Origin of the sequence: Aliivibrio kagoshimensis (assembly GCF_050337105.1) — a bacterium.
Taxonomy (GTDB): Bacteria; Pseudomonadota; Gammaproteobacteria; order Enterobacterales; family Vibrionaceae; genus Aliivibrio_A; species Aliivibrio_A kagoshimensis.
In genome coordinates this window covers 67,890-77,506 of the sequence record NZ_JAKJSQ010000011.1, presented here as the reverse complement: position 1 = coordinate 77,506, position 9,617 = coordinate 67,890, and the positions used below count along the sequence as shown (strand labels likewise).

Genomic DNA, 9,617 nt, shown 5'->3' with positions numbered 1-9,617 from the left:
GCATATGCCAGTTTCAAGGGAGAGTAAAATAGATTGAGATATAAAATAATAGCTAGGGATTAAAAATAAAAAACCCCACTAAATAGCGAGGCTTTATAATTCGTAGTAAAGAGGTTTACAGCAAGAATGCGTCTAAGCTTTCACCAGCATCTAGTTTCATTTGTAATGCTGAAGGAGTACGACCTTGACCTGTCCACGTCTTCTCATCGCCATTTTGGTCAATGAATTTATATTTTGCAGGACGAGGTGCTCTTTTGGCTTTTGGTTTGGCTTGACCAGAAACTGAAGCTAATAGCTCTTCAGGGTCAATACCGTCTTCAAGCATCATTTCGCGATATTTTGCTAGCTTCTCTTCACGCTCAGCGTTTTTAGCAAGCTCTTCAGCGGCGCTATCAAGGCGTTCAGTAACAACTGCTGTTAATTTTTCTAGACTCTCTTCTAATTGCTCAATGGTCATTTCACGAGAAAGAGCACGTAAGCTGCGAAGGTTTAAAAGTGTTTTAATTGTGTCTGACATGTTCAGAACCTTTTATTATTTATAGTATCGACATCATACTATCAGGATTATATTCTTTAACAACTGAATTGATTATATTCAGTTCTCTACAATAATGAAATATATAAATGAAAATTTGCAAGAAATTGACAGAGTCTATTTGTAAATAGTAGTAACAAATCGTTTATTATTATCCAAAGGAATATTAGAGGGATACTTATAATACAAGTTCAATTTATAAATAACAAAGTGTGAAAAACTTGCAACAAAGTCCCTAATAAGCACTTGTCACCGTGCTATCTGCTACGTACAATGTGAATACCTTTTAAAGGTAGAGGCGCACTGCCTATTAGTAACGTGTTGTAGGGTGATTCCGTTGACAATACATGAAAGGAGCCAGTGCCGAAGTTAACTTTCCCTATCAAGGTGGTTAGCTGGGGTTATACTTAATAGGTATAACACTGCCATAGTATATTTTTTTTAAACTATGGAGCGCTACTGTCGGGTGAGGTTCAATGAACACTTATCGTTTTATAGATCGGGTTACTCCGTGTCTTCAGTAGATCTCCAATCACTAAGATTGGTCATCGAATATCATGAATTTAATTGATTTTTCAAACTCATATTTATCACTATTACCCCCTCTGATTGCACTTACTTTAGCGATCATTACCCGTCGAGTTCTACTATCGCTTGGTGTTGGTATCGTTTTAGGCGGTCTGCTACTAACTGATTTTTCATTATTTAACAGCGGCCAATATGTTGCTGACTCTGTCCTAAGCGTTTTTATTGATGATGGCGCGATTAACAGCTGGAATATGAGCATCGTTGCTTTTCTATTGTTATTAGGCATGATGACGGCGCTGTTAACACTCTCAGGCGGCACTCGTGCTTTTGCTGAGTGGGCTCAAAAAAGGATTAAAACCAAAAGAGGTGCTAAATTGTTAGCCGCATCTTTAGGGGTTTTCATCTTCGTCGATGACTATTTTAATAGTTTGGCGGTAGGTTCAATTTCTCGTCCTGTCACGGATCGCTTTCAAGTTTCACGCGCTAAATTGGCGTACATTTTAGACTCTACGGCAGCTCCAATGTGTGTAATTATGCCAGCATCGAGCTGGGGTGCTTACATCATCACGATTATTGGCGGTATCTTATTAAGTCATGGAGTGACAGAGTATTCAGCACTCGGCGCTTATGTCAGACTGATCCCGATGAATTTTTACGCTATTTTTGCCATTGCCATGGTTTTCGCCGTTGCTTGGTTCCAGCTTGATATTGGGCAGATGAGAAAGCATGAATTAGAGGCGAATAAAGGCAATGGATTTGATGCTGAGCATAATGATTCACTTGCGCACGATTTAAATGATGAACTGGATATTGAAGAGAGTGACAACGGTCGTGTTAAAGACTTGATTATCCCTATCGTCACTTTGATTGTGGCGACAGTGTCATTTATGCTTTATACCGGAAATCAAGCATTAATCTCTGACGGTATTGAATTCAATCTACTAGGTGCTTTTGAAAATACGGATGTGGGACTATCACTCTGCTACGGTGGTGTGATTGGTTTGATCAGTGCGCTATTTACCGTATTCAGACAGAAACTCTCAGTGGCTGATATTAGCAAAACAATGTGGATCGGCTGTAAATCAATGTTTGGTGCTATTTTGATCCTATTTTTTGCGTGGACGATTGGTACTGTGATTGGTGATATGAAAACGGGTGCATTTTTGTCTACGTTAGTACAAGGCAATATCGGCTTACATTGGTTGCCTGTGATTCTCTTTTTATTATCAGGGTTAATGGCATTTTCAACCGGTACGTCATGGGGAACGTTTGGCATCATGCTACCTATTGCCGGTGACATGGCTGCAGCAACAGATATTGTTATGATCCTTCCTATGCTAAGTGCGGTATTAGCAGGTTCAGTATTTGGAGATCACTGCTCGCCGATTTCAGATACCACGATTTTGTCATCAACGGGTGCTCGATGTTCACATATTGATCATGTGGCGACTCAGCTACCATATGCATTAGCGGTCGCATTGGTCTCTATTGTGGGTTTTATCGCCTTAGGTTTTGCAGATTCAGTGATCGTCGCTCTTCTTGCTTCAACGGTTGCGTTTATCCTTGTCTGTAGCGTAATGGCTTACCTATCTCGTAGACCTGTGTCCGCGTAGAGTTGAGTCGAAATATCGGAGGCCAGTGCATTAATTCACTGGCTTTTTTTATGTTCAAAATGAATATTTTCAATAACTGAAAATTAACTGTTGATTAATAATTCAAGCTTAGTTACTGTGTAGTTAAGACAACAAAGCGGCAAAATTAAACGCCTAGCTTTATTATTTAATACCAAATTATTGAGAGCATTATGCGTATCCAAATTATTCTATCTCACCATCATCATCATCCTGACTAGTCTTTCGGGAGGATACGCTTATCCGGAGGCTAAATTGATTAACTCTTCCGGATTTTAGAATAACATTTAAACCCTCGGAAGAAATTCCGAGGGTTTTTTCGTTTTAACACACTAACAAAGAGTGACCAGTGAGAAAAACAGACTGGTTATACAAAATTAATAGATAATTATTCAACTTMGCACAAGGATTATGCAATGACTACACAACGACTAAGAATCGCTATACAGAAAAAAGGCCGTTTAAGTAAAGAGTGCCAAGAGCTATTTAAACGCAGTGGTATGAAGTTTAACATCGCGGGTGAACGTTTAGTGGTTCACTCTGAAAATATGCCTATCGATCTGTTGTTGGTTCGCGATGATGATATTCCAGGCTTGATCATGGATGGCGTAGTTGATCTTGGTGTGATTGGTGAAAATGAGTTGGAAGAGGTCGGTTTAGAGCGTGCGGCTCAAAATAAGCCGAATGACTACGTTCAGTTAAGACGCTTAGATTTTGGAGGGTGTCGTTTATCAATCGCAATTGGTAAAGATGAAGCCTACAGTGGGCCACAAGATCTAGCCGGTAAACGAATTGCGACGACTTATCCTCAAATTGTAAAGCGTTTTATGGATGAGAAGGGTGTGGATTTTTCAACATGCATGCTCAACGGTTCCGTTGAAGTTGCTCCTCGTGCAGGTTTAGCAGATGCCATCTGTGATTTGGTGTCTACTGGAGCCACACTTGAAGCGAATGGTTTAAAAGAAGCGGAGGTGATTTTCCGTTCAAAAGCGACATTGATTCAACGTACGGGAGAGTTTGAAGCAGAAAAACAAGCGTTAATTGACAAGCTGTTGACGCGTATGAAAGGGGTTATTCAAGCAAAAGAGTCAAAATACATTATGTTGCACGCTCCTGTTGAGCAGTTAGACAAAGTCGTTGCGCTGCTACCTGGAGCAGAAGACCCTACGGTATTGCCATTGGCGCAAGAGACAGGAAGAGTGGCCATCCACCTCGTCAGTACAGAGAATCTTTTTTGGGAAACAATGGAAGAGTTAAAAGAGCTTGGTGCAAGTTCTATTCTTGTCTTACCTATTGAAAAAATGTTGGGGTAGAGAATGAAATCGGTAGTTTGGAATACCTTGAATGAGGCTCAGCAAGATAAGCTACTTCAGCGACCAGCAATGGTAGAGGGAGCGAATATAAAGGCAGCGGTCTCAGGTATTATTCAACAAGTTAAAGAGGGTGGTGATGCCGCTATCACTGAACTTACTGCTAAATTTGATGGTGCAGCTCCTTCGTCAACTCAAGTCTCTACAACGGATATTGACGCGGCGTGTGACCGTTTGTCTGAGCAGATTAAAGAGGCTTTGCAACAGGCATACCAAAATATTACGCTTTTTCATAAAGCTCAAATTGCGCCTGTAGTTAGAGTTGAAACTCAACCTGGCGTTGTGTGTGAACAGATCACTCGTTCAATTAATACCGTGGGCCTGTATATTCCTGGTGGAAGTGCGCCATTACCTTCCACGGTATTGATGCTAGGTGTGCCGGCTCAAATTGCTGGTTGTAGTAAAGTGGTATTGTGTTCTCCTCCTCCCATTGCCGATGAGATTCTCTTCGTAGCCAAACTGTGTAATATCGATGCAGTTTATAATATTGGTGGTGCTCAAGCGGTTGCTGCTATGGCGTATGGTTCAGAAAGTGTGGTTAAAGTAGATAAAATCTTTGGCCCTGGGAATGCGTTTGTCACTGAAGCTAAGCGCCAAGTGAGCAATGACTTTCGTGGTGCGGCTATCGATATGCCAGCAGGGCCTTCAGAGGTATTGGTGATTGCCGATCAGAGTGCCGACCCTGACTTCGTTGCCGCTGACCTACTCAGTCAAGCCGAACATGGGCCTGACTCTCAAGTGATTCTGTTGACGCCATCTCCCCGTATTGCAGAAGAGGTGTCACTGGCTGTCGATCGCCAACTTGCACTTCTTTCTCGTTCAGATATTGCAGAAAAAGCACTAGAGAGTAGCTTAATTATCGTGGCAGAGTCGATTGAAGAGTGTGTCACCATTTCAAACTTCTACGGACCAGAGCATCTTATTGTACAAACTGAGAACCCTCGCGGGTTATTGGATGAATTGGATAACGCTGGGTCCATATTTTTGGGTGAGTGGTCACCAGAATCTGCTGGGGACTATGCGTCGGGTACCAACCATGTGCTGCCAACCTATGGGTTTACACGCACCTACTCAAGCTTAGGCTTAGCCGATTTCTCGAAAAGAATGACGGTCCAAGAGTTAACGGCGGATGGTTTGGCTATTTTGGCTCCAACAGTCGTGACGATGGCAGATGCAGAGGGGTTAGACGCCCACAAACGCGCGGTAACGATCAGAGTAGAGAAACTGCAGGCGATGAGAGCTGAGGGTTAGAAAGATGACGATAGAAAAGTTAGCAAGAAAACAGGTACAAGAGTTAACGCCTTATCTTTCAGCACGTCGATTGGGGGGCAAAGGTGATGTATGGCTTAATGCGAACGAATCACCATTTAATAATGAATATAAAGCGCAGTACAGTTCTTTAAATCGTTACAGTGAATGCCAACCACCTGCATTATTAAAGGCCTATGCAAATTATGCCGGTGTAGAGAGTGAACAGGTGATCACTTCCCGCGGCGCAGATGAAGGCATTGAATTGCTGATACGTGCATTTTGTGAACCTGGCTGTGACTCTATTCTCTATTGCCCACCGACGTATGGGATGTATGCGGTCAGTGCAGAGACGTTTGGTGTTGAACAAAAAGTCGTGCCGTTAACCGCTGAGTGGCAGCTAGATCTTGCTGAAATAGAGAAGAATCTTGATAGTGTAAAACTGTTGTTTGTATGTAGCCCAAACAATCCAACGGGAAATCTAATTAATCGTACTGATATTATTTCACTTCTAGAGATGACAGCAGGAAAAGCGATTGTGGTGATGGACGAAGCGTATATCGATTTTTGCCTTGAAGCCACCACAAAAGATCTGTTAGCAAAATACCAAAACTTAGCCATTTTACGAACCATGTCAAAAGCGTTTGCATTGGCTGGATTACGTTGTGGGTTCACTCTAGCGAATAAGCCCATCATCGATCTACTGCTTAAAGTCATTGCCCCTTATCCTGTTCCAGTACCTGTAGAAGATATTGCACTGCAAGCGCTTTCTGAAGCGGGATTAGCCCGAATGAAATTTCAGGTACTGGATCTAGGTGCAAATAGAGCTTATCTACAAGCAGGTCTTAGCATGCTAGAAGGGGTAGAAGTGTTCGACGGCTGGGGAAATTACCTATTAATTAAATTTCCTGATGCTGACGGGCTGTTTAAGGCATTATGGGATAAAGGCATTATTTTACGTCGTTCCCCTGTTGAGCAGTGCATTCGTATTACTGTCGGTAATCGTGAAGAGTGCGAGAAAGTGGTCTCTTTTGTTCGAAACTTCATAGCAAGCTAGACGACTCATTAATTTTAAGATCAGGGAAGGAACTCCGCATGAGTAACAAACAAAAAATTCTATTTATTGACCGTGATGGCACATTAATTGTTGAGCCACCAGTTGATTTTCAAGTTGACCGATTAGACAAACTTAAATTTGAACCCCTTGTCATCCCAAGCTTACTGACCTTGCAAGAGGCCGGGTATCGATTAGTGATGGTCACCAATCAAGATGGACTAGGCACTGACAGTTATCCGCAAGATGAATTTGATGCCCCTCATACTATGATGATGGACTTTTTTGAATCTCAAGGTGTAAAGTTTGATGATGTACTTATCTGTCCGCACTTTGAAGAGGATAACTGCAGTTGTCGCAAACCGAAGCTGGGGATGGTCAAAGAGTATTTGCAAAATGGAAAAGTGGATTTTGCTACCTCAGCGGTAATTGGTGATCGCGATACTGATCTTCAGCTTGCAGAGAACATGGCCATTACAGGCATCAAATACAACCCAGAAACGTTAAATTGGCCACAAATTGTTAAAGATTTAACCGTAAATGCTCGCACTTCAGAGGTAGTGCGTACTACCAAAGAGACAGACATTCGTGTCGCGGTAAACTTGGATGAAAGTGGTGGTAATTCGATTGAAACGGGGCTTGGTTTTTTCGACCATATGCTGGATCAAATTGCTACGCACGGTGGGTTTCAGTTAAAGGTTTCTGTTAAGGGAGATCTTCACATTGACGATCACCACTCAGTGGAAGACACCGCTTTGGCATTGGGAGAAGCGTTGAAACAAGCTCTGGGTGACAAGCGTGGCATTGGTCGCTTCGGTTTTAGCTTGCCAATGGATGAATGTTTAGCGCAATGTGCTCTTGATTTATCAGGTCGTCCTTATCTTAAATTTGAAGCCGAATTTGGTCGCGAACAAGTCGGTGATCTCTCAACTGAAATGGTAGGGCACTTTTTCCGATCACTCACAGATACATTAGCGTGCACCCTCCACTTAAGCTCAACTGGCCAGAATGACCACCACATTGTGGAGAGCTTATTTAAAGCGTTTGGTCGTACACTGCGCCAAGCGATTAAAGTGGAAGGCAATGAGCTTCCAAGCAGTAAAGGAGTGCTTTAATGCCTACAAATACCAATGTAGTGATCATTGATACTGGCTGTGCCAATGTCTCTTCGGTTAAATTTGCCATTGAACGTTTAGGGTATGCGGTAACAATAAGCAAAGACCCTGTGACAGTATTAGCGGCTGATAAGCTGTTTCTACCCGGTGTAGGGACGGCCAGTGAAGCGATGAAAAACCTCAAACAACGTGGTTTGATTGAGTTGGTTAAGCAGGTTGAAAAACCGCTGCTTGGCATCTGTTTAGGGATGCAGCTTCTTGGCAAGCAGTCGCAAGAGAATGGGCAGCTAGCCGATCAACTGATCGAATGTTTGGGCCTATGTGATAACGAGGTGAAAAAACTGGAGACAGGCGATCTACCTCTGCCACACATGGGCTGGAATACGTTGAATGTTCAATCAGAACATCCTCTGTTTAAAGACATTCCAGCAAATAGCTATTTCTATTTTGTGCACAGTTTTGGTATGTCAGTCGGAGTAGATACCATTGCCAGCTGCGATTACGGACAACCATTCACTGCTGCGATACAAAGTGGTAACTATTATGGGGTGCAGTTTCATCCCGAGCGTTCAAGTAAAGTCGGCGCTCAACTTATTAAAAACTTCTTGGAACTGTAAAAGGATTTTTCAATGATTATTCCAGCATTAGATTTAATAGAAGGTCAGGTTGTCCGATTGTTTCAAGGCGATTATGGTCAAGTTACTGAATACAAAGTCAACCCTGTCGAACAGTTTGCACTTTACCATCAAGCAGGTGCCAATTGGTTGCACCTTGTTGATCTGACGGGAGCTAAAGATACGACTGCCCGCCAGCTGCCTTTAATTGCAACATTGCTAGCGAGTACCCCGGCCAATATTCAGATTGGCGGCGGCGTACGCAGTGAACAAGATGTGATTGATTTGCTTGAAGCCGGTGCTCAACGAGTGGTTGTCGGTTCGACAGCCGTTAAGCAGCCTGAAATGGTGAAAGGCTGGATGGAGAAATACTCGCCAGAAAAAATTGTGTTAGCTTTAGACATCAATATAGACAAAGACGGCGTGAGAAATGTGGCTATCTCAGGGTGGCAAGAAGATTCTGGCGTGACGATTGAAGCACTGCTACAAGACTATCTCCAAGTTGGATTAAAACATGTTCTGTGCACAGATATCTCTCGTGATGGCACCTTAACGGGTTCGAACGTCGAACTTTACATTGATCTGTGTAAGCAGTATCCGCAGGTTAACTTTCAGTCATCAGGTGGTATTGGTTCATTAGCCGATATTGAAGCATTAAAAGGGGCGGGTGTCGCCGGAGTGATCGTTGGCCGAGCTCTATTAGATGGTAAGTTTACCGCAGAGGAGGCATTCTCATGTTGGCAAAGCGAATAATACCCTGTTTAGATGTACGTGATGGTCAAGTGGTTAAAGGGGTTCAGTTCCGTAACCATGAAATCATTGGTGATATCGTACCTCTTGCTCAGCGTTATGCTGAAGAGGGGGCCGATGAGTTGGTTTTTTATGATATTACAGCGTCGAGTGATGGTCGCGTGGTCGATAAGAGCTGGGTGGCACGTGTTGCAGAAGTTATTGATATTCCGTTCTGTGTTGCTGGTGGAATTAAATCAGCCGAAGACGCTTCAAGAATATTGGAGTTTGGTGCCGATAAAGTCTCCATCAATTCACCAGCTCTAGCCAATCCAGAACTGATCACTCAGCTCGCTGATAAATTTGGTGTGCAGTGTATTGTGGTGGGTATTGACTCCTATTTTGATGCTGAAACAGGGCAGTATCAAGTGTATCAGTTCACGGGTGATGAAGAGCGAACCAAAGCCACCAAATGGCAAACTCGTGATTGGGTACAAGAAGTTCAAAAACGTGGTGCCGGTGAAATTGTACTCAATATGATGAACCAAGATGGTGTTCGTAATGGCTATGATCTAACGCAGTTGAATATGGTTAGGGAAGTGTGCCATGTCCCTCTTATTGCTTCTGGAGGAGCAGGAGAGATGGTCCATTTTTCAGATGTATTTAAACAAACTAATGTAGATGGTGCTTTGGCTGCATCCGTTTTTCATAAGCAAGTGATTAACATTGGTGAGTTAAAGCAGTTTTTGCAGCAACAGGATGTGGAAGTTCGTTTATGAGTGATGTAATAAAG

At 42.8% G+C, this 9,617-nt stretch carries 9 protein-coding genes, 1 riboswitch and 1 other annotated feature; of the genes, 8 read left to right on the top strand and 1 reads right to left on the bottom strand.

The features are described 5' to 3' along the window. Positions 1–115 precede the first annotated feature (115 nt). On the bottom strand, positions 116–517 hold the full coding sequence (locus L4C32_RS06065) for an H-NS family histone-like protein (RefSeq protein WP_428195964.1): 402 nt from the start codon (positions 515–517) through the stop codon (positions 116–118). A 303-nt stretch (positions 518–820) separates the two neighbouring features. Further along, positions 821–1,002, top strand: a riboswitch (Lysine riboswitch). Between the two features lie 90 nt (positions 1,003–1,092). Between L4C32_RS06065 and L4C32_RS06060 the strand changes: the two genes are divergently transcribed. The 8 genes from L4C32_RS06060 to hisF all read left to right on the top strand — a co-directional run bounded on the left by L4C32_RS06060 (position 1,093) and on the right by hisF (position 9,603). After that, positions 1,093–2,676 carry a Na+/H+ antiporter NhaC family protein gene (locus L4C32_RS06060; RefSeq protein WP_428195963.1) on the top strand — a complete coding sequence of 528 codons (1,584 nt, stop codon included), beginning with the start codon at positions 1,093–1,095 and terminating at the stop codon, positions 2,674–2,676. 214 nt (positions 2,677–2,890) lie between these two features. Then, positions 2,891–3,017 (top strand) — a sequence feature (His leader region). A 93-nt stretch (positions 3,018–3,110) separates the two neighbouring features. Next, positions 3,111–4,007: an ATP phosphoribosyltransferase gene (gene hisG, locus L4C32_RS06055; protein WP_428195962.1), complete on the top strand. Its 897-nt coding sequence runs from the start codon at positions 3,111–3,113 to the stop codon at positions 4,005–4,007. Positions 4,008–4,010: 3 nt separating this feature from the next. Beyond that, positions 4,011–5,315: a histidinol dehydrogenase gene (hisD, locus tag L4C32_RS06050; RefSeq protein WP_428195961.1), complete on the top strand. Its 1,305-nt coding sequence runs from the start codon at positions 4,011–4,013 to the stop codon at positions 5,313–5,315. A gap of 10 nt (positions 5,316–5,325) precedes the next feature. Further along, the gene (gene hisC / locus L4C32_RS06045; protein WP_428195969.1) at positions 5,326–6,369 is read left to right on the top strand and encodes a histidinol-phosphate transaminase; all 1,044 of its coding nucleotides are present in this window, start codon (positions 5,326–5,328) and stop codon (positions 6,367–6,369) included. A gap of 38 nt (positions 6,370–6,407) precedes the next feature. Further along, positions 6,408–7,481 (top strand): bifunctional histidinol-phosphatase/imidazoleglycerol-phosphate dehydratase HisB, encoded by a 1,074-nt coding sequence (hisB, locus tag L4C32_RS06040; protein WP_428195960.1) that lies wholly within the window; start codon positions 6,408–6,410, stop codon positions 7,479–7,481. Next, the gene (gene hisH, locus L4C32_RS06035) at positions 7,481–8,098 is read left to right on the top strand and encodes an imidazole glycerol phosphate synthase subunit HisH (RefSeq protein ID WP_428195959.1); all 618 of its coding nucleotides are present in this window, start codon (positions 7,481–7,483) and stop codon (positions 8,096–8,098) included. Before hisB ends, hisH begins: the two co-directional genes overlap by 1 nt. 12 nt (positions 8,099–8,110) lie before the next feature. Next, positions 8,111–8,848, top strand: coding sequence for a 1-(5-phosphoribosyl)-5-[(5-phosphoribosylamino)methylideneamino]imidazole-4-carboxamide isomerase (hisA, locus tag L4C32_RS06030; RefSeq protein ID WP_428195958.1), 738 nt, complete (start codon positions 8,111–8,113; stop codon positions 8,846–8,848). Next, complete coding sequence (gene hisF / locus L4C32_RS06025; protein WP_428195957.1) at positions 8,830–9,603, top strand: imidazole glycerol phosphate synthase subunit HisF; 774 nt, start codon at positions 8,830–8,832, stop codon at positions 9,601–9,603. The genes hisA and hisF overlap by 19 nt, the downstream gene beginning before the upstream one ends. The last annotated feature ends 14 nt before the right edge of the window (positions 9,604–9,617 follow it).